This window comes from Pseudarthrobacter sp. J47 (assembly GCF_049810315.1).
Classification (GTDB): Bacteria; Actinomycetota; Actinomycetes; order Actinomycetales; family Micrococcaceae; genus Arthrobacter.
Genome location: NZ_CP187358.1, coordinates 2,719,363 through 2,738,926, shown reverse-complemented (window position 1 = coordinate 2,738,926; position 19,564 = coordinate 2,719,363). Strand labels below are relative to the sequence as shown.

General features: G+C 59.8%; 15 protein-coding genes and 1 pseudogene. 8 read left to right on the top strand and 8 right to left on the bottom strand.

From position 1 onward, the window contains the following. The first annotated feature begins 175 nt into the window (after nt 1-175). The 5 genes from glf (at nt 176) to ACPJW8_RS12535 (ending at nt 7,061) form a co-directional block, all read left to right on the top strand. Nucleotides 176-1,363 (top strand): UDP-galactopyranose mutase, encoded by a 1,188-nt coding sequence (gene glf / locus ACPJW8_RS12555; protein WP_330187661.1) that lies wholly within the window; start codon nt 176-178, stop codon nt 1,361-1,363. Continuing rightward, on the top strand, nt 1,360-3,351 hold the full coding sequence (locus tag ACPJW8_RS12550; protein WP_330187662.1) for a glycosyltransferase: 1,992 nt from the start codon (nt 1,360-1,362) through the stop codon (nt 3,349-3,351). The genes glf and ACPJW8_RS12550 overlap by 4 nt, the downstream gene beginning before the upstream one ends. After that, a complete protein-coding gene (locus ACPJW8_RS12545) occupies nt 3,352-4,221 on the top strand; it encodes an ABC transporter permease (protein ID WP_330187663.1) in 870 nt (289 codons plus the stop codon). 1 nt (nt 4,222) lies between these two features. Beyond that, nucleotides 4,223-4,975, top strand: a complete 753-nt coding sequence (locus ACPJW8_RS12540) for an ABC transporter ATP-binding protein (RefSeq protein ID WP_330187664.1) — start codon at nt 4,223-4,225, stop codon at nt 4,973-4,975. A gap of 100 nt (nt 4,976-5,075) precedes the next feature. Further along, nucleotides 5,076-7,061, top strand: coding sequence for a DUF6541 family protein (locus ACPJW8_RS12535; RefSeq protein ID WP_330187665.1), 1,986 nt, complete (start codon nt 5,076-5,078; stop codon nt 7,059-7,061). 66 nt (nt 7,062-7,127) lie between these two features. On the opposite strand, the gene rfbA is transcribed toward ACPJW8_RS12535, so the two are convergent. Beyond that, nucleotides 7,128-7,991, bottom strand: a complete 864-nt coding sequence (rfbA, locus tag ACPJW8_RS12530) for a glucose-1-phosphate thymidylyltransferase RfbA (protein WP_330187666.1) — start codon at nt 7,989-7,991, stop codon at nt 7,128-7,130. Between the two features lie 69 nt (nt 7,992-8,060). Here rfbA and ACPJW8_RS12525 point away from each other — a divergent pair, with 69 nt between their 5' ends. Together ACPJW8_RS12525 and ACPJW8_RS12520 are read left to right on the top strand one after the other, a co-directional pair. Continuing rightward, nucleotides 8,061-9,263 (top strand): acyltransferase, encoded by a 1,203-nt coding sequence (locus ACPJW8_RS12525; RefSeq protein ID WP_330187667.1) that lies wholly within the window; start codon nt 8,061-8,063, stop codon nt 9,261-9,263. 122 nt (nt 9,264-9,385) lie between these two features. After that, entirely contained in the window at nt 9,386-11,239 is a 1,854-nt protein-coding gene (locus tag ACPJW8_RS12520; RefSeq protein ID WP_330187668.1) for a hypothetical protein, read from the top strand. A gap of 75 nt (nt 11,240-11,314) precedes the next feature. Here ACPJW8_RS12520 and ACPJW8_RS12515 read toward each other — a convergent pair whose 3' ends face one another. From ACPJW8_RS12515 to ACPJW8_RS12485, 7 genes are all read right to left on the bottom strand, one after another. Beyond that, nucleotides 11,315-12,409: an NAD-dependent epimerase/dehydratase family protein gene (locus tag ACPJW8_RS12515; protein WP_330187669.1), complete on the bottom strand. Its 1,095-nt coding sequence runs from the start codon at nt 12,407-12,409 to the stop codon at nt 11,315-11,317. A gap of 22 nt (nt 12,410-12,431) precedes the next feature. After that, nucleotides 12,432-13,319 carry a glycosyltransferase gene (locus tag ACPJW8_RS12510; RefSeq protein WP_330187670.1) on the bottom strand — a complete coding sequence of 296 codons (888 nt, stop codon included), beginning with the start codon at nt 13,317-13,319 and terminating at the stop codon, nt 12,432-12,434. A gap of 49 nt (nt 13,320-13,368) precedes the next feature. Continuing rightward, the gene (locus ACPJW8_RS12505) at nt 13,369-13,758 is read right to left on the bottom strand and encodes a DUF2304 domain-containing protein (RefSeq protein ID WP_330187671.1); all 390 of its coding nucleotides are present in this window, start codon (nt 13,756-13,758) and stop codon (nt 13,369-13,371) included. A gap of 2 nt (nt 13,759-13,760) precedes the next feature. Next, the gene (locus ACPJW8_RS12500) at nt 13,761-14,510 is read right to left on the bottom strand and encodes a glycosyltransferase family 2 protein (RefSeq protein ID WP_330187672.1); all 750 of its coding nucleotides are present in this window, start codon (nt 14,508-14,510) and stop codon (nt 13,761-13,763) included. A 63-nt stretch (nt 14,511-14,573) separates the two neighbouring features. Then, a complete protein-coding gene (locus ACPJW8_RS12495) occupies nt 14,574-15,587 on the bottom strand; it encodes a glycosyltransferase family 2 protein (RefSeq protein ID WP_330187673.1) in 1,014 nt (337 codons plus the stop codon). A 39-nt stretch (nt 15,588-15,626) separates the two neighbouring features. Beyond that, entirely contained in the window at nt 15,627-16,835 is a 1,209-nt protein-coding gene (locus tag ACPJW8_RS12490) for a hypothetical protein (RefSeq protein ID WP_330187674.1), read from the bottom strand. 179 nt (nt 16,836-17,014) lie between these two features. Continuing rightward, nucleotides 17,015-18,451 (bottom strand): GH25 family lysozyme, encoded by a 1,437-nt coding sequence (locus ACPJW8_RS12485; protein ID WP_330187675.1) that lies wholly within the window; start codon nt 18,449-18,451, stop codon nt 17,015-17,017. 429 nt (nt 18,452-18,880) lie between these two features. Between ACPJW8_RS12485 and ACPJW8_RS12480 the strand changes: the two are divergent. Then, nucleotides 18,881-19,540, top strand: a pseudogene (locus ACPJW8_RS12480) (LGFP repeat-containing protein); the annotation flags it as partial. Between the last annotated feature and the right edge of the window lie 24 nt (nt 19,541-19,564).

Sequence of the window (19,564 nt, the reverse complement as noted above, 5' to 3'; positions counted from 1 at the left end):
GGGGCCAACGCTAACGGGATTCCCGCCCCACAGGAGCGCCGCCGTCGGCCTATGTGGATAACTGCGGCCAAGTGCGCGCTGCTGCTTGATCACGGAGAGAGAACGCCACTCGGGTACGCTAGAGCAGCAGACCTTGCACAACATTGCGCTGCCCGTTTTTGAACCAGGAGAATTTGTGACTGCTGACCTCGTCATCGTAGGATCCGGCTTTTTCGGCCTGACAATCGCAGAACAGGCCGCTACGCAACTCGGCTTGAAGGTTGTTGTCCTTGACCGCCGCCACCACATCGGCGGAAACGCCTACAGCGAGACAGATGAGCTGACGGGTATTGAAGTGCACCGTTATGGCGCCCATCTGTTCCACACCTCGAACGAGCGCGTCTGGGAGTATGTCAACCGGTTCACCACGTTCACCAATTACGTCCACAAGGTCTACGGTGTGCATAAAGGCGAGGTGTACTCGCTGCCGATCAACCTTGCAACGATTAACCAGTTCTTCCGGGCCAATATGACTCCCGGGCAGGCAAAGGACCTCATTCAGGAACAGGCTGGCGAGCTTGCGGGCACCAACCCGCACAACCTCAATGACAAAGGTATCCAGCTGATCGGCCGTCCGCTCTACGAGGCATTCATCAAGCACTACACCGGCAAGCAGTGGCAGACGGATCCGAAGAACCTGCCCGCCGGCATCATCTCCAGGCTCCCTGTCCGGTACAACTACGACAACCGCTACTTCAACGACAAATACGAAGGCCTGCCCACGAACGGGTACACAGCGTGGATCGAAAAGATGGCGGAGCACCCCAACATCGAAGTCCGGCTCAATACTGATTTCTTTGACGACTCGCATGAGTACAGCAAGGACAAAGTTGTGGGCAACGTCCCTGTCATTTACACAGGCCCTGTTGACCGCTACTTCGACTTTGCCGAGGGCGACCTCTCGTGGCGGACCATCGACTTCGAAGAAGAGGTCCTCGACGTCGGCGACTTCCAGGGTACGCCCGTTATGAATTACAACGACGCCGACGTCCCTTACACGCGCATCATCGAGCCGCGCCATTTCCATCCGGAGCGCGGCTACCAGAACGAGAAAACAGTCATCATGCGCGAATTCTCCCGCTTCGCCCAAGAAGGAGACGAGCCGTATTACCCGATCAATACACAGGAAGACCGGGAAAAGCTGCTGAAATACCGCGATCTCGCAGCGGCTGAGAAGGATGTCCTGTTCGGTGGGCGCTTAGGTACCTACAAGTACCTCGACATGCACATGGCCATCGGTGCGGCACTTTCCATGTTCGATAACAAAATCAAGCCGCATTTTGAAAACGGCGCACAGCTCGAAAGTGGAGGAGTGGACGCATGAGCACTGAATCCATCACCAATGACTGGCAAACCATCCAGCGTGTCATCCTGCCGTCACCGGATCAGCCGGACACCGTACCGCTGTACGTGGATGCCGGTACCGCCACAGGTATCCGGTTGCGCGAGAATGACGAGTTGGCGCGCACGCCCAAACTTCCCGAAGAGAAGCTGCAGATGTTCAGTTCCGGCGGCCGGGAAGCGCACTTTGAAGATCTGCTGACGCGGCAGTCCATGCGGGTCCGTTCCGGCGAACAGGTCTCCTTCGGTACGTACTTCAACGCCTTCCCGGCAAGCTACTGGCGCCGCTGGACATCCGTCCGTAATGTGCGCCTGTCCGTAAAGACCCGGGGGACCGGCAGCGTAACTGTCTACAAATCCAATGCCCGGGGCTCTCTCCAACGGGTGGACGGCGTCCATGTCGATGGCACTGCTGCGTCGGAATTCGAATTGACCCTCCAGCCGTTCGGCGACGGCGGCTGGTACTGGTTTGATCTGGCGGCAAGTTCGGAAGAACTCGTACTGGAGAAGGCTGAATGGCTGGTTCCCGGCGCAAGCCGCCCGCACGGCAAGGTGACCCTTCAGATCACCACCATGAACAAGCCCGATTTCTGCCTGAACAATGCGAGGCTGCTGGCTGAAAACCTCGACGTCCTTGAAAACGTCAAGGAAATCCTCATCGTTGACCAAGGCACCCGGAAAGTCCAGGACCAGGACGGTTTTGCCGAGGTCGCTGCTGCTCTTGGTGGCAAGCTGCGGATCATCAACCAGGCAAACCTCGGCGGATCGGGCGGCTTCGCACGAGGCATGTATGAGGCCGTGGAAAACGGCAGCGACTACGTCCTGCTGTTGGATGATGACATTGTCGTGGAACCGGAAAGCATCGTCAGGCTGCTCAACTTCGCCGACCACTGCCGCAAGCCCACCATTGTGGGCGGACATATGTTCGACCTTTACAACCGCACCATCCTCCACACTTTCGGCGAGGTTGTTGATCCGTACAGGTTCGTTCCTGCACTGCCCCATGCGGACATGGATGTGCGCCATGACTTCGGCATTGCCAACCTCCGGCAGACCGCCTGGCTGCACCGACGCGTCGATGTGGACTACAACGGCTGGTGGATGTGCCTTATCCCCACCGAGATCATCAGGGAGATCGGGCTGTCCCTTCCTCTGTTCATCAAGTGGGACGACGCCGAGTATGGACTCCGCGCCAGGGAAGCCGGTTTCGCCACTGTCTCCCTTCCGGGAGCAGCTGTCTGGCACGTTTCGTGGATCGACAAAGATGACCTCGTGGGCTGGCAGGCCTACTTCCACGAACGGAACCGGTTGATCACCACCCTTCTGCACAGCCCCTATCCCAAGGGCGGACGGGTTCTTCGGGAATCAGTGCAATCGGATGTCAAACACCTGGTATCGATGCAGTACTTCACCGAGCATGGCCGGATCGAGGCCCTGAAGGACCTCTTCAAGGGACCAGGCGAACTCCACAAGGTGCTCGGCACCAAGCTGCCTGAGATAAATGCCTTGAAAGCCTCCTACCCGGATGCCCAGCTGAAGGACGATGTGGACGAGTTTCCAGCTCCAAAGCTTGGCCGTGGGCCGATGGGCGGCACGGTGGTTGGGATGCCCAGCAAGAAGGAACTGATTCCTTGGGGCATTAAGACTGTGGCCAAGCAACTGATCAAGGCACCGGGGCCGGAAAGTGCCGAGCGGCCGCAGGGCTACCTTGCCCATCGGGATAACCGGTGGTTCCGGGTTGCCCATTACGACAGCGTTGTGGTGTCCAACGCGGAGGGTACGGGGGCTTCCTGGTACCAGCGTGATCCCAAAAAGCTGAAGGCCATGTTGAACGAGGCCACCCGTCTTCACCTGCGGCTGTTCCGGCAGTGGGACCGGTTGGCAGCGCAATACCGTGAAGCGGTCGCTGAAGTCAGTTCCATGGAATCGTGGAAAAAGACTTTCGACGCAGCTTCAGAGGATACGAAGTAAATGGCGGCCAGTATTGACGGAATGACCCGGCCGGGCATCGGACGTGGCCTGCTTGATGTTTATGACCATCGTTTCCTGCTGAAGCTCCTGGTCCGGAAAGAGATCAAAGTCCGGTACAGGGGGTCAGTCCTGGGACTGCTGTGGTCATATGTGAAACCACTGATGCAGTTCCTGATCTACTTTATTGCCTTGGGAATCTTCCTCAACCTGCAACGTGGAACGCCCAACTACGCCATCTATCTGTTTGCAGGCATTGTGCTGGTGAACTTCTTCACAGAATCCCTGGGCAATGCCACCCGATCGATAGTCGACAACCGTGACCTGATCAGGAAGATCTACCTTCCACGGGAACTCTTCCCGGTGTCCACTGTGTGGGTTTCCGCCGCGCATTTCCTGCCGCAGCTCGCCGTTCTCATCGGGGCTTGTCTGGTAGCAGGCTGGACTCCGTCGTTTTGGCAAGTGCTCGCCGCTATTGCGGCGTTTGTCCTCGTCGCCATCCTGGCCACGGGGCTTGGCCTGCTGTTCAGTGCGGCCAACGTCTACTTCCGTGACTCAGAGAACATCGTTGACATGATCCTCATGGTGGTCACCTGGGCCTCGCCCGTGCTCTACGTCTGGACTATGGTCCAGAACGTCCTGGGCTCCTGGTACTGGCTTTATCAGCTGAACCCCATGACCGTAGCTGTTGAAATCTTCCATTGGGCCTTCTGGTTCCCCACATTGAAGCAGGACCAGATCGGGATGGCGCCATTGCCTCCGGATCTGCTGACGTTGTGGTTGCCCTTAGCGTTCCTCATTTCCTTCGCAGTGCTTTTTACCGGCCAGGCAGTCTTCCGCCGTCTTTCCGTCCACTTCGCCCAGGAGCTTTGATATGACAGCAACAGGCTCAGTCGCCATCAGCTGCAATAGCCTGCGCAAGCAGTTCGTCCTTCGTCATACACGCTCCATGAAAGAGGCAGTCGTCTGGCTCATCAAGGGCCGGAAGGGTGACCTGTCAAAGAAGTTCATGGCGCTGACGGATGTTTCGCTGCAGGTCAGGCAGGGAGAGACCGTTGCTTTGCTGGGCCTCAACGGCTCGGGCAAGTCAACACTGCTGAAGCTGATATCGGGTGTCCTCCAGCCCGATGGCGGCGAGGTCCAAACCCGCGGCAGGGTGGCAGGCCTGATTGAGGTCGGGGCCGGATTCCACCACGACTTGAGCGGCCGCGACAACGTCTACCTCAACGGTGCCATCCTGGGCATGACAGAGAAGCAAATCGATGAGATGTTCGACTCAATCGTGGAATTTTCTGAAATTGGCGAGTTCATCGACACCGAAGTCAAATTCTACTCATCGGGCATGTACCTGCGGCTTGCGTTCTCCATCGCCGTGCACACGGACCCCGAAGTCTTCCTGATCGACGAGATCCTCGCTGTGGGCGATGAACCGTTCCAGCGCAAATGCATCGCGAAGATCAAGGAGTTGGCCGAACACGGCAAGACGCTCTTTGTGGTGAGCCACGACCTCGACCTTGTTTCGACGGTATGCCAGCGGGGTGTGCTGCTGGAACATGGTGAGGTCGTCATGGACGGCGAAGTGCACGACGTTGTGGCAGAACTGCGCAGCCGATCAGCGGCCGCCTAATTTCCAGTAGACTCGAACGGAACTTTAGCCGGATGCAGTCCCTGGACGTCAACACGACCGTCGGGCCGTCCATCTACTAGCCAATTATCTGGAGGCCCTTGTGTCTTGGTGGGCAACCCTGCCTCTTTTCGCGGTGACCGTGTCTGTCTTTATGGTCCCCGGCGTCATCTTCGGATGGGCCGCAGGTGCGCGCAGATACACCTTGGTCATGCTGGCTCCGGCATTTTCGGTGTCCATAGCTGGAATGGTGTCACTCCTGGGACCGTTCGTCGGCCTTCCATGGAACATCTGGACAGTGGCGGGGGCGACAGTCCTCTTTTCGGTCATCGCTTTGGTAGTCCGGCGGCTTTTGTCCCGTTCGTTTGCTGAGCCCGGGCCCGCTCAATCACCCCGCTGGCTCGGCCTGGCTACGGCGGTCGCGTTCGCCATCGCCGCTGCACTCGTTACCTATCGGCTGATCTACGCGTTCAAGGTGCCGGAAAGCATTTCGCAGACCTACGACAACGTCTTCCATTTGAATGCCATTCGCTGGGCCCTGGATTCCGCCAACGCCTCACCTCTGAACCTCGGGCACTTTACCGGTATCAGCATGTACCCTTCCGGTTGGCATGCAATGGTAAGCCTCGTAGTCGGAATCACGGGCGCGGCGATCCCGGTCGGCGTCAACGTGGTGAACATCGTCATCGGAGCCGTGGTCTGGCCCCTAAGTTGCATCTACTTCGCGCAGGTGATCGCCGGACGACGCATCGTCCCGACGGTTATCGCTGCCATCCTGTCTGCCGGGTTCAGTGCTTTCCCGATGCTGATGGTCGACTGGGGTGTCCTCTACCCGAACCTGCTGTCGATCTCGTTGCTCCCGGCCGCTTTGGCTGTATGCATTGGAGCCCTGGGGCTGGGCCGGCTAAGGGAGTTCAGCCAGCCCATCCACTGGCTGATTGCCCTGACAGTGGTTCCGGGCATGGCGTTGGCGCATCCAAGTACCCTGATGGGGATGCTGGCTTTCCTGATGCCGGCGGTCTTCTTTCTCTACGCCAAACGCGTCAAGTCACTCCGGGCCACGAATACCCTGGAGTCCCGCCGTGCTTCACGTAGGTTGACAGCCCTCCTCATGGCCGGCCTCGCAGCGTTTGCGGCGGCCTGGTACGTTATCCGCCCGCCCGAAAGTGCCGCGGGATGGCTGGCGGTTCAAAGCTCGGCCCAGGCTGTCGGCGAAATCATCATGAGCGCACCAATGGGACGGCCGGCTGCCGGATTGACTGCTGTGCTCCTTGTCACCGGGATTGTCCTGATGGTCAAGCGGCGGAGCAACCTTTGGCTCCTGGGTATGTTCGTGGTGGGTGCCTTCCTCTATTTCTACGTTTCAGGAATGAGCGGCCGGCCCCGTGGCCTGATCACCGGAATCTGGTACTACGATCCGAACCGCCTGGCTGCGTTGATGCCTGTTGTCACGCTCGGTCCAGCGGTACTGGGCGGCACATGGCTTTTTGAGCGCGCCCGCCGGGCCTATGGCGACTGGAAGGCAAAGGACGTCGCAGAGTCTACTCCTCTGCGCCGGCTGGATGCCAAGGGCTTCCTTGCTCCCGTGCTTGCCGTCGGTCTTTCCTTGTTCTTTATTTGGGGAACCCAGTTTGCGAGCGTTGGTACTGCCGCGTATCAGGCGTCCCTCCGCTACACCCTCGATGACAAGTCCGTGCTTCTCTCGGAGGACGAGATGGAGCTGTTGAGCCGGCTGCCTTCGGAGGTTCCCGAGGATGCTGTCATTGCGGGCATGCCGAGCAATGGCAGTGCCCTTGCCTATGCCCTTGCCGGACGTAAGGTGCTCCAGCCGCACATCCTGACGACGCACGGTCCGGAAACCGATGTGATCAACAGGTGGCTCAAATTCGCCAAGGAGCAGGACGAGGAAGTCTGCGAGGCGGTGCGAACTGAGAATGTGCGCTACGTCCTGGACTTTGGATCCGCCTCGGTGACCGGCTTCCTGGCCGGCTACAACGGCGTGCGGAATATTGGTGATGCATCAGGGATGACCCTGGTGGATTCCGAAGGTGCCCATGCCAAGCTCTACCGGGTCAACGCCTGCTGGTAGGAGCCGTTAAACGAATAGAGCGGGGCGGCAGCCGACTGGCTGCCGCCCCGCTCTATTTTTTCTGGCTCAGTCGTTCAGCAGCTCAAGCAGGTACGCTCCATAGCCACTCTTGATCAACGGCAGGGCCCTGTCCCGCAATTCATCATCAGACAGGAAACCCAGGCGCCAGGCAATCTCCTCTGGTGCTCCGATTTTCTGTCCCTGGCGATTTTCGACCGTTCGAATGAAGTTCGACGCGTCACTGAGGTCGTTAAAAGTCCCGGTGTCCAGCCAAGCTGTTCCGCGGGGGAGGATCTCGACCTGAAGCTTGCCACGTTCCAGGTAGACCTTGTTGACATCGGTGATTTCAAGTTCGCCGCGGGGCGAAGGCTTGAGGTTCTTCGCGATATCAATGACGTCATTGTCGTAAAAATAAAGGCCAGGAACGGCGTAGTGGCTCTTTGGCTGCGCCGGCTTCTCCTCGAGCGACAACGCCCGCCCGTCCTGGTCGAACTCGACCACGCCATAGGCCGACGGATCCTTTACCCAATATCCAAAGACTGCGCCGCCGTCGATGTCGGCGTGCCGGCGCAGCTGCGTTCCCATCCCGGGACCGTAGAAGATGTTGTCGCCCAGGACCAGGGCGACGGTTTCGTTGCCAATGTGCTCCGCTCCGAGGATGAACGCCTGAGCCAGCCCGTCCGGAGCGGGTTGCTGGACGTAGGAGAGGTTCACACCGAATTGCGAGCCATCACCGAGCAGACGCTGGAACTGATCCGCGTCATGTGGTGTGGTGATGATGAGGATGTCCCTGATGCCGGCCAGGATCAGGGTGGACAACGGGTAGTAGATCATCGGCTTGTCGTATACCGGAACCAGCTGCTTACTGATGCCGAGTGTAATGGGATGAAGCCTGGAGCCGGTTCCTCCGGCCAGTATGATTCCGCGCATTGAACCATCATTGCCCCCCTCCTACGTGGAGGCAAACCATGGCCGCCACAGTTGCTGGGATAGAATGGCTTGTCCCTTCCCGAACAGCCAGTTGAATCCGGAGTTGCAGTGCCAAAAAAGACGGCCAGTCCAGGTCTGTTGTTTGGGAGCCCGTTGGACCCCCGCAATAACAGCCTGAACCTCATTCGACTCATTCTGGCCCTGGCGGTACTGGTACATCACAGCTGGCCGCTGACCGGGAGTCCGGATGAACCGGTTTTTTCGGGGGATACGCTTGGCGGCTGGGCCGTGTCCGGCTTCTTCGTCCTGAGCGGCTACCTTATTATCGGAAGCCGCCTTACCCACGGCCTGGGCGACTACCTGGTTCACCGTATTGCTAGAATCATGCCCGCCTTTGTTGTTTGCCTATTTGCCATGGTCAGCATTTTCGGTCCAGTGGGTTACGCCGTTGCACACGGAAGTCTGTCCGGTTATTTCGGGACCGCCACGTCACCCCTGAACTTTTTCATCTCGAACCTGACCCTCAAGATGAACCACTACGATATCGCTGGAACGCCATTGAACGTTCCTTACGCCGGCGCCTGGAACGGATCTCTATGGAGCCTGTACTACGAGTTCCTGTGCTATCTGATCGTTGCGGTCATTGGCTGCCTGGCAGTTTTCCGTAGGTCCCCGTGGGCTGTCACGCTGCTTTTCTGTGCTTCGGTTGTCGCCCAAGCGAACATTGAGTGGATCAACAAATACACCAATGACAACTTCGACGTTGTCCTCCTGCTCAAGTTGCTGCCGTTCTTCTTGGGAGGTGCGGTTGTTTACGTTTGGAAATCACGAATCGGCCTGCATTGGCTCCCGGGCATCCTTTCGCTGCTTGCTGCTCTGCTGATGGTTTCGCTTTTCCCGGCTTGGGGAGGTCAGGCGGCAGGTGCACTTATTGCTTATGGAACCCTCTGGATCTCAACATGGCTGCCTCAGCCAAAGCTCATAGCCAAGAATGACATCTCTTATGGTGTGTATATCTATGCGTTTGCATTCCAGCAGTTGCTCGCCGTGTTCGGCGCGTATCATTGGGGAATCTTGTTGTTTTCGCTCGCCGCGGCAGCCCTGACCATTCCGGCGGCAATGCTGAGCTGGATTTGTATAGAAAGGCCAGTGATGCGCCGGGTACGCAAGGGCGACCACCGATCAGCCCCGGCAGCCCAAAAGGCTGATGCCCAGGCGCTGCCAACAGGGGGCCTGGACACGTCCCCCGGCGCACCAATGCGTACCCACTGAAAGTGGTCACACTTCGGGGGGCAAATCCAGGGACTGGACAGAGGTTCGCTGTCAGAAAGCGGCACCTTCCCCGCGTCTCTAGGCCGGCACTGACAGCTGCCATGATTACTGGGGCCTGTGTCGTGGCACTGCGTCTTATGGGTATGGCGGAGGGCCCATGGGTTCCGCCGCTGCTGTTCCTGCTCCTTTTCGCGTTGCCGACAGCCCGCACATTGTCAGGCCGAATCGCAATTTCGTTGGCCGCGTTCTTTGGCCTCACGCCGCTGCTTTGGTGGATCCCGTCAGGTTTTGGGCCGATCGGGCGGGGCACGGTGATCCTGGCCGCCCTTGCAGCGGCAGTAGCATGGTTCCTGTTCCGGGAGCGAACCCTGATGGCTGGACTCAAGTCACTGGTCCCGCGCGCAGGACTCCTGGATATTTTGCCGGTGGGTGCAGCCGCTGTTTCCTGTTGGGTGCACTTCAACCTCCTGACGGTCCGGACGTTCGAGCAGGCAATGAGCCTGCTGACCATGAACTGGGACAACGCATCACACTTCACTATCTTCCACATGCTCAGGATCCATGGGCGGGTTATTGCGCTGATGGGTCCTGCCCCGGATGGGAGCAGCTGGTCTTTCCAGGACTATCCCCAAGGCTTCCACGGGGTGGTGGCGACGCTGACGGAGTTGTCCTCATCCAAACGGGCGGGCGACGCCAGCACTGAGATCGTGAACTACGCCAATGGCAGTGCCCTTGTCTCAGTCCTGGTCGTTGCCATGGTTGCTGCCTCACTGGCAGCTCTTCCCGCCCTTCGACGCCACCCAACATTTGCGGCTCCTGCCATTGCCCTGATGGCGGCAGGGTGGGTCTTCGGCCCTGGAGCGTCGGCTTCACTCAATGGGTTCCCGAACTTCTTCCTGGCAGCCGGTCTGGCGTCCGTGGCCATGGTGATGGCCGTTTCCATGGACCGGTTTTTCAGGATTCCGGTTCTTCTGGCAACACTGGGTTGCGTGGTGGGTGTCGCTCATAACTGGGTGCTGCTTGAGGTCCTCGTCCTGGGGGCTGTGGTGGTGGTCCTGTTGCCCTGGAGAAAGGGATTGTGGCGGGCAAGCACAGGGGAGTACCGCTCCGCTGCGGCACTCGTCGCACTGGCAGTGGCGGGCCTGGTGCTGGCGCTGGTGCAGTTGTCGGGAGTGTCCACCGATGCCGTCCTCTACGGGATCGGTGGAGTCCCTATTCCGGACATAGGCCAGCTTCTTGCCGTTCTTCTTGTGGGCGGTGCAGTGTTTACGTTGGCATTCCTCAACCGGGGCCGGAATACCCTCAGCGTGGATGTGAAGCTGCGATGGTCCTTCCTGGGAGTTGCGCTGGCTTTGCTGGTGGCGATCAGTATGGCTGCCGCCCAGCTTGCCAAGGGTGGAACCGTTACGTATTACACCCACAAGCTGGGGATCGCCATTTTCCTTGCCGGCCTGGTGGTACTCTGCCTGGCATTGGCGGCCCTGCTGGGGCACGCCGGCAAGCACCAGGTCGCTGACCGGCGTCGGGGCCTGATCGCTGGCGCCGTGTTAGCGTCCCTGGCGGCCACCCAGGTGTTTGGATTTACCTTCCCCCTGAAAAATGAGGGACTTCCGCCCACTGCCCCGGCGGCAGTCGCCATGAGCAAGGAGCTGCAGGCCTTGGAGAAGACACCCAAGGCGGTCCACGCCTTGATGGCGGCTGTGAACAACAACGGCGGCCAGCAGGCTGTATACGTGACAACAGAGCCTGCGGAGATCGACGCTATCCTGGCCAAGCAATGGTATGACGGACTGACGGCGACGTACACGGAAGCCGGCTGGCGGTTGTCGTTGAACATGTTTGAACTAAGCGCGGGCGTGGACAGCCTTCGGGCGGTGGTCACCAAAATCATGAAGGAAGACCCGTCCGCTCGAATCATTGTTGATCCGGAAAACCAGGCAACACTGGACTACATTCTTGCCACGCTGGACGGCTGACCCGGTCGCCTTCCAAGAACTAAAAAGCAGTGCCCGCTGTCGAAACGACAGCGGGCACTGCTTTATATTGGCCCGTCAGTAGGGCTTTACGTCCGGTTGTGCGTCAATCCACGTGGCCAACCGCTCAATGCCCTGGGCAAGGTTAAAACGCGGGGTCCAGCCCAGCGTTTCCTGCGCTGCAGTGACATCAGCCCATGCATGCCGGACATCGCCTTGGCGGTACTGCCCAGTCACATGGGGCTCGGGTGCTCCGTAATGCTTGGAGATGAGCTGTGCGGCCGTCCCGATTGTCTGGAATTCGCCTGATCCGATGTCCATGGCTTCACCCTGGACGGTGGGGGACAGGGCACCGGCAACAATGGCGGACGCGACGTCGTCGATCAGCACAAAATCACGCCGTACCTCACCATCTTCATACAGGGGAATGGACTTGCCACCCATGGCCATCCGGCAGAAGAGGCTCATGATTCCTGTGTATGGGTTAATCAGGGACTGGCCGGGTCCGTACACGTTCTGAAGCCGGAGAATAACGGTTTCAACGCCAAAGGATTTCGCCCACGCCTGCAGGATATGTTCCTGGGCCAGTTTTGTTGCACCGTACACACTAACGGGAGCAGGAGATGTCTCCGACGCCTTCATGGCCGTGGGTGTCGCGTTGGGAAAGTCCCATTGGGACTGGTCCAGCGTTTCACTTGTCCGCTGTCCGGGGTAGAAAAGGTTGCCATCCTGATCGGACCAGGCGCCCTCCCCGTAGACCGCACGGCTGGAAGAGAGGACTATTCGCCGGGGGAGCTTTCCGTGGCGGTTAAGGCCGTCCAGCAGCTGGGTTGTTCCAACAACGTTGACATGCGCATGGCGGGTGGCCTCTTCAAGGGACTGCCCGGTGCCGGTTTCAGCAGCAAGGTGGATGACGACGTCAGGGGTAACTTCACCCAGCACCCTGTCCCAAGTTGCTGGATCCGTGATGTCGGCGACGATCAGCTCTGCGGATTCGGCCAGCTCTGCGGGGCGATCACCTGAAGAGTGGATCTGCGGATGCAGGTTGTCGACAACTACGACGCGATCGAAATTAGTGACGAGGTCATCCGAGATGGCACAGCCGATAAAGCCGGCGCCACCGGTAACCAGCACTGTTCCAGCGGGCTGGCCGGTTTGGGCAGGAGTTGTCACAGTGGACCTTTCGTTAACGTGGCTAGAGACCAAAGGAGTGACGCAGCAGGACCTTGGCTGCGTCGAAGTTTCGTTGAACAAGGGCTTTTGGCAGGAGAGTCAGTGCGTGCGCCCGGGACGTGAGCCGCAGCCGGGCAGCAGTGGCAGCCTTGGTCCAGCCATTTTGTTCCGCCTGCCCTGCGGACACTGCGAAGTACTCACGTTCACCTGCGAACCGTGAGCCGTCCACCAGCTTTGTCGAGGAAGCGCTGTTGGAGTGCCGGCGGTAGGAGAAGCACAACGTGGGTACCACGAGCAGTTGGTCACCGCGATACACCATATCCATGATGAGCGCGAGGTCCTGGATGATGGGGAAACCTTCACGGAAATCGACCGATCGGATCTTGTCGGTCCGGAAAGCCAGGGAAGGCCAGTACAGCCAGTCGCCGTGCATCAGGTTGGCCGCCAGGTGTTCGCCGGAGAGTACCTGGTGTCCCTTGCCCCTTGGCTTAACCAGGTGCTGCTTGGTGGCATCGACAAGGGTACGGACGACATTGCCGTTTTCATCAATGACCTGGACCCCGGGCTGGATGATCGCAGCATCCGGGAACCGCTGATGGGCATCGGCAATTACCCTCACATAATTCGGCAGGAGGACGTCATCGCAGCCGAGGATGACAATGATCTCTTCCTTGGCGAGGGCGACGCAGGTCCGGTAGTTCTCGGTGATGCCCTCATTGGCTTCTTTTCGGATGTACTTGACGCGAGGGTCCGAAATCGTGGCCATGTACCGCTGGATTTCGTCGTCGGGATAGGCATCGTCGACGACTGTCAGCAGCCAGTCGTCTGAGTCCTGCTCGAGGACACTGGCGACGGTTTCCTTCATGTACGAAGGGTCGCCCCAGTACGGGATGAATATTTCGATTGGCATTTTCGCTAAGGTTCCTGGGGTTGAAGGGAAAGAGCAGTAAATCGTCCGGCTAGTCCTGAGGTGGATCCGTCCGCGCCTGTCCCAGGACTGCCTGGTCGAGTTTCTGTTCCAGCCGCTCAAGCTGCGCTCGAAGAATGGCAGCTTCCTCCGCCAGCGTTCGTGTTTCATCCTCAACCACGGAAATTTCCCAGGACAGGTGCAGGCAAACCCCCAAGGCCAGCAGGATGCTCATGGCAAACAGCAGGTTGGAGGGCACCTGCACCCCCAGAAGCCGTGCGACGTCGGCAAGCAGTTGGGGGAATGCCGCCAGGACCAGCGTGGCCAGCCCTACCACCAGCCACAAGGCTGCATACTTTTCGCGCAGCTTTTTCCGGCGGAGCATTTCGAAGACCAAAACAACAATGATCAGGGCCAGGACAAAGGCGGCCAATACGGACACAGTTATGCCCTTTCGGATTGTGGCTGGGCACTGGGGAGGACCGACGGGCGTCGCGTCAGGGCAAAGAGCAGGGCGAAAACGGAACGTCCCAGATAGATCGTGGCCTTTAGCGGGTTATGGCTCGGCGTTCCGCCTTGGCGGGCACGCATTTCCACGGGTACCTGTGACACAACACACCCCGACCGAATGGCCACGACCAGGGAGTCGATGGTGTCGCCGAGGTATTCCGCGGGGTAGTGATCGATGAATTGGTCGATTCCCCGCTGGTTGGCTGCTTTGAACCCGGAGGTGACGTCCGTTAGCCGGGTCCGGGCCAGCCCGGAGATGAACCTGGCCAGGAACACCATGGCCCACTTGCGCGGTCCGGAGACCTTGTAGTTTCCACGGTCCGCAAATCGGGCACCGATGACGATGTCAGCCGATTCCAGTCCCGCGAGTACCCGGCCAATCTCTTTCGGATCATGCTGGCCATCGGCATCGACCTGGATAACGGCGTCGTATCCGTTGCGCTTGGCAAACTTGAACCCCGCACGCATTGCTCCGCCCACGCCGAGATTAAAGGGCAAATCGAGGACCACGGCACCGGCGTCGAGGGCAACCGATGCGGTTTCATCCTTGGATCCGTCATTGACCACCAGGACGTCGTAGCCATCCGGCAGCGCCAGAACTTCGCGAACCGTATTACCTACCGATTCGGCTTCGTTCCACGCAGGCATGATGACCAAAGGGCGTGTGAAGGGGGGGACAGACATAGCTCTTAATCTATACCAGAACGACATGCCGCCGTTGTTTCGGCGGCTCAGCCGCGAGGCTCCTCAGCCCACGCCGTACGAGCTGCGGATGTGGCGTCGGTACAGGAATGCATACAGGTGGGGCGAAAATTTGAGCAGAGCTGCACCCAGGCCAATGACCCTGTGCACCCTGATCGTGCTGAGGATCATGGACAGCGGGATGTCCCGGCGGCAATCGGAGATGGTTTGCCACGCAGCGGGTGAGCCGTTTCCGCGGGCAATGGCGCTCTGTGCAATCAACATCATGATCAGAACCCTCATACAGGCGTATGCGGCCCCGTAGCGGCCCTGGCGAAACCTCGGGTTGAGGTGCTTGTCCAGGTGGTCCAGGGCCAGCGTTGTGTCGCTGACTGTAGGTATACGCCCCCAGGTGAGGGAGTTGTCCATGATGTAGTACCGGTAGACGGGAGTATCAATGGAACGGACCTTCCGGGCAATCGAGTTCAGCAGAATATTGCTCGTCATATCCTCGAACCGGGCAGCGCCCTCGGCGAACCGCACATCATCAAACAGGCGCCGCCGGATCAGTTTGTCCCATGGAAATGGCGTCAACTCGTCCAGCATGGCCAGCCTGCAAGCTTCAGGACCGTCAAATATTCCAAGGGAACGGGAGGACTTTGCCTGTTCCGCCCCCGAGTTCTGAACGACAATGCGGCCGCCAACCACGACGTCGACCTCAGGGTCCGACGATGCGGCTTCGAAAAGGGTTTCAAGGTAATTTGGCAGGTATTCATCGTCGCTGTCGATGAAGCTGACCCAGTCACCGCGGGCCGCGTCCAGGCCCGCGTTCCGTGCCCTAGACACTCCGCCGTTCACGGCCAGGGCTATGACTGTGATCCTGTCGGGGGAATAGGTGGCCTGCACGGCGCGTGCAACGGCGAGGGACCCGTCCGTGGAACAGTCATCCACAATGATGAGCTCGAGATCGTCGTCGGATTGCTTCATAACGCTCTCCGCGGCGCGGCTTAGGTGGCCTGCCGCATTGAAGACGGGCAGGATGACTGTTGTTCTTGGTCCGTCGCCGGCTTTGTTCGCCAAGTTTCTTCCCCTGGTTCGATTCAAATGGTCTGGGAGTGGTCAGGCGGTTGGCGCCAGGCCCCGCGTCTTTCGCACTATAGCCACTATATGGATGAGAATGCCCAGCACAGGGCCGACTGCCAGCGCCACAGCGACACGCACTGACAACGGCAGCGGGAGAAGCAGGCAGGCGATGCTTCCCAGCGTTCCGGCGAGCCAACCCAGCGAATAACCACGATGGGCATCAATCGCCAACGCGGCTGTTCCTGTCAACGTCAGGATTGCCATCAGGGCGGCATCGAACGTCAGGACCGCCAGCAGCCATGATGGGACCTCGTACTTGCCCGGGAAGAGCAACTGCAGGAGCCAGGGCCCGGCCCACGCGGCAGCAAGCGCCCCGAGCAGCCCTAACGCGACGAGCAGGAAGGTGGGACGGCGCAGGGCCTTCGCCCCCCTGTCCCGCTGGTTCACGAAAGAGGCGATGGCTACTCCCTGAAATGCCTGGAGGGGCACCATGATGGGAGCCCGGGTCAGCTGGATCGCAAGGAGCAACCCTCCTGCCTGGGCAATTTCCGCGGGAGTGCTCGTAAAACTGAGGATGACAGGAAAGCCGACTATCAGGGCGGCGGTGGCTGAGGAAGACACAACAGCGTGGCCCGTTTGCCGCGTGAGCCTGGCCCGGGGTACATCGGCACGGGCGCGGGCAGCTTTACGTGCCGACGGAGAGACAGCCAGGAAGAACAGCCAGAGACCGGCGGCAACAATGCAGGCAAGTTCCAGGCTGATCAACGTTCCCTGTACCAGGACCACGACTCCCACGACCGCCAGCCGGAACACGGATTCGGCGCTCATAAGCCGCGCGTAGAGGCTCCAGTTTTGTAGTCCGGCAGAGGACCCGGCCATGGCCGCATGACCCGAATAGGCGACTGCTGCTATGGCTAGGGCCGGCAGGAGCCAGGGCGTACCCTGTCCCAGGACCGCGGGTGACCAAATCCACGACGTCGCCAGGATGAGTACTGCGGCCACACCTCCGACGACGAGTCCGTTCCCCATGATTGAGGGTGCTTTTCCGATCGTTGGCTGCGCCGTCTGGGCCGAGCGGACTGCCCTGGTGGATTCGCCCTGGATGCCGGACAAGATGCCAAACACCCCAAAGAGGGCTCCCCAGAAAATATTGAAGCGGGAAAATTCTGCCGGCTGGAGCAGGTTTCCCGCCAAAACCAGGATGATGAAACCCGCCGCGGCGGCAACGATGGATGCGGCGCCCACTCCTGAGGCTCCGCGGGAGGATATCGTCGAATCGGCGACACCCTTCGGATCGGAGACAACTGGAGTGGACGGTCGCGACCGTCCCTTTTTCCAGGGCAAATTCAATGTAGGTCCTTCTGTCAATTTCGCGACGACGTGACGTCCCGGCGCATATTGACCTTACGGCAGGTTGCCTGCCGTCAGTTCCACGTGCTGTCCACCGACAGCCGCCCCAGATCGTTGGTCAGATGCCAAGTGCCGTTTCGCATCACACCAAAAGTGTCCCTGCGGTCGTTGTTCCAGTCGCCATGGACGGGCCAGTCCGTACCGATCCCGTAGGCAAAGGACCGGTCGATGTTGCCGAACCAGATGCTGTTCATGAGCATCCATTGACCGTTCCTTACGATGCCCGGCGTGTCCGTGCCATTGGCGTCCCAGTCGCCGGCGACTGGCTTGTCGCTATCAATGCCGTAGTAGAACGCCCTGAAGACATAGGGATTCCATATTGTCTTGGCAAGAATCCATTGGTTTCCCCGCACTACGCCAATGGAGTCGGGACCTGCCTGCTCCCATCCGCCAATCACGGGCTGGTCGGAGGCGATTCCGAAGTTAAAGGCCCGGAATACCCAAGGATCTGTGGCGCTGTTGGCGAGTTGCCAGTTTCCCTGCCGCACGATTCCGATTCCGTCGGTGCCGTTACCGTCCCAGTCGCCGATTATTGGCCGGTCGCCAGGATTTCCAAAGTAAAAGCAGCGGTTGACGTTCATGGGCATCTGCAGGCACCAGCGGTTGCCGGAGTGCCACCCCACGTACTGGATCCCGTCACCGCCCCATTTACCGGACAGCGGCGTCGCGCCTGCGGGCATGGAGAGGGGCGGCCTGGTATCAGCTGCGGTTGCCAGGGTCTTTAGCTGCGTATAAGTACCGTTGAAGACGTTCTGGTCACCCGGGAATATGGAGCCTGTCCCATCGGAGTACTGCCACATGGTGTAGGTAGGCCACCCTCCCGGAATCAAGGGCCCGGTGGAATTGTAGGCGGCCAGCCAAATGGGGTTCGAATCTTTGAAGGCGGAGGTGTTGCCCATGCAGTCCCGCCAGAAGTAATAACCCGTGTATATCATCGGAGCTTTGCCGGTTGCCGCCAACATGGTCCTGACGAAGTCCTGGGTCCAAGCCGTCAACTGCGCCGGGGTTCGGCCGTAACAGGGGTCGGATCCATAGGACGACGGCTGGCTTTCAAGGTCCAGGGCAGGGGGAAGCGTGATGCCGTTGGCCGTCCATGTGCCTCCGCTGGCCATAAAGACCCGCGCCTGGTCAGCGCCGCTTGACCTGTCAGGGCGCGCAAAATGATAGGCACCCCGGATGAGTCCGGCGTTGGCTGCTCCGTTGTACTGCTGCGAGAAGTAGTCGTTAAGTGTCCACGGCCCCTCGGATGCCTTGACATAGGCAAACACGGCACCGTTGGCTTTGACGGTTTTCCAATCGACGTTGCCTTGCCATCCACTGACATCAATGCCCATTGGCTTGCCTGCAGTCCCGGCCGGCTGGCCCGGGACCAGGCTGCCGGAAAGCGTGGAAAGCAAGCCGCCGCTGCGGCGCTCGGCGACGCCAGGCTGGTCCTTACCGGCGCCGCCCATTGAAGCGCCGCCGTCCAGGGGACGTCCAGAGGGGTCTGTCCGGATGCTGGCCTGGCTGGCCTGGGTAGCCGCCGGCTCTTGCTTGACTTGGCTGGGTGAAGGCGAAGGTGCAGGAGCTGGCGAACCGGCACCGGTGCCTGTCGGCGTCGCAGAGGGAACCGTCGATTCAGAAACCGTTGGTGACGACGTCGGAACTGCTGAGGTGGGAGACCCGCCAGGGGACGGTGATGTGGGCGGGGCTCCATCCTTCGCTGCCGCCGGCATCGTCAGGCCAAAGAGGGTCAGCGGAATAGTTACGGCTATTACGGCCGCGACGTGCCTGCGCTTCTTCACGAGGTCTCCAGGGATAGGGAGGATCAGCGGGAGGGTGCAGACCCTCCATTCTTGTCGAAGAATATCCGATAGTTGCCAGTGTGGCTATTGTGGCCAATGGGACAACGCTTCCATAAACCTCTGGTGCCCGGAGCCGGTGTGCGCAAGACTGTCCTAGGCAGATGCCGTACGACCAGACTGAGGCGGACCATGAAACGGCGGAAATTGTTTTTCAGCAGTCTTGCAGCCGTGCTTGCCGCCCTATTAATGGGCAGCCTTCCGTCCTCGCCGGCCTGGGCCAACACTCCCATACAAGCCAAATACCAGGAGTTGGGTGGGGCGGCGGGACCTCTGGGCGCGGCAGCGGGCCCTGAGCGTTGCGGGCTCTCCGGCGGTGGTTGCTACCAGGATTTCGCCAGGGGCCAGATCCACTGGACGCCAGCCACCAGGGCGCAAGCCACCTGGGGCGCGATCGGAAACCTATGGCAACGGCAGGGCTGGGAGAACAGCAGGTTGGGCTACCCCGTCTCAGGGGAAACCTGCGGCCTGCGCAATGGTGGCTGTTACCAGTCCTTCCAAGGAGGCCAGATACATTGGTCGCCGGCTACAGGGGCTGCATCCACACTCTGGGGTGCCATCCGGAACCGTTGGGCAGCATCCTCATTCGAAAATGGCCCGCTGGGTTACCCCCGGTCCCTGGAGGTTTGCGGACTCCGGGCCGGTGGCTGCTATCAGGCCTTTCAGGGTGGCCAGATCCACTGGGCCCCTGGCATCGGAGCGTTTGCCACCGGCGGATCAATC